This is a genomic window from Pseudotamlana agarivorans (assembly GCF_001642835.1).
In the GTDB taxonomy this organism is placed as follows: Bacteria; Bacteroidota; Bacteroidia; order Flavobacteriales; family Flavobacteriaceae; genus Pseudotamlana; species Pseudotamlana agarivorans.
Map to the genome: position 1 here is coordinate 1 of NZ_LXEI01000005.1, position 541 is coordinate 541.

The following is a 541-nucleotide window of genomic DNA, read 5'->3' on the forward strand; positions in this document are numbered from 1 at the left end:
CCGTCGGATCACCATTACCAGGTGTAGAATCCGCATCAGCAATATCAGAAGCCGATACTTCAGCGATGTTGGTATAATCACCAGAAGGGTTTACAGTAGCTACTATTGATAAAGTTTCGGTAGCACCATTAATCACAGTTCCTGTATTCCAAAGTCCACTAGTCTCATCATAAGTTCCCGAAGAAATTATAGTCGATACATAAGTAAATCCAGTAGGTAATAAATCCGTCACTGCAACTCCCGTCGCATCTTGCGGACCATCATTGGTCACAGCAACTTGGAAAGTGATTTGCGATCCAACAAGCGGTGAGGTATTTCCACCAGCAACTGTTTTCGTAAGTGATAAATCAGCATTTATAGTAACCGGCGTAATAGTTACACTATCATAATCATCTTCAGTATCAACTCCGTTACCAGGTGTGGAATCTGCATCGGCAATATCAGAAGCCGATACTTCAGCAATGTTGGTGTAATCACCAGTTAGGTTTACAGTAGCTACGATTGATAAAGTTTCTGTAGCACCATTAACCACTGTTCCTGT

The 541-nt window shown here is 41.8% G+C and carries 1 protein-coding gene; it reads right to left on the bottom strand.

What is annotated here, in order from left to right:
* The coding region (locus tag A6I66_RS08005) for a DUF11 domain-containing protein (protein WP_157614142.1) at nt 1–541 on the bottom strand (541 nt) is incomplete at both ends.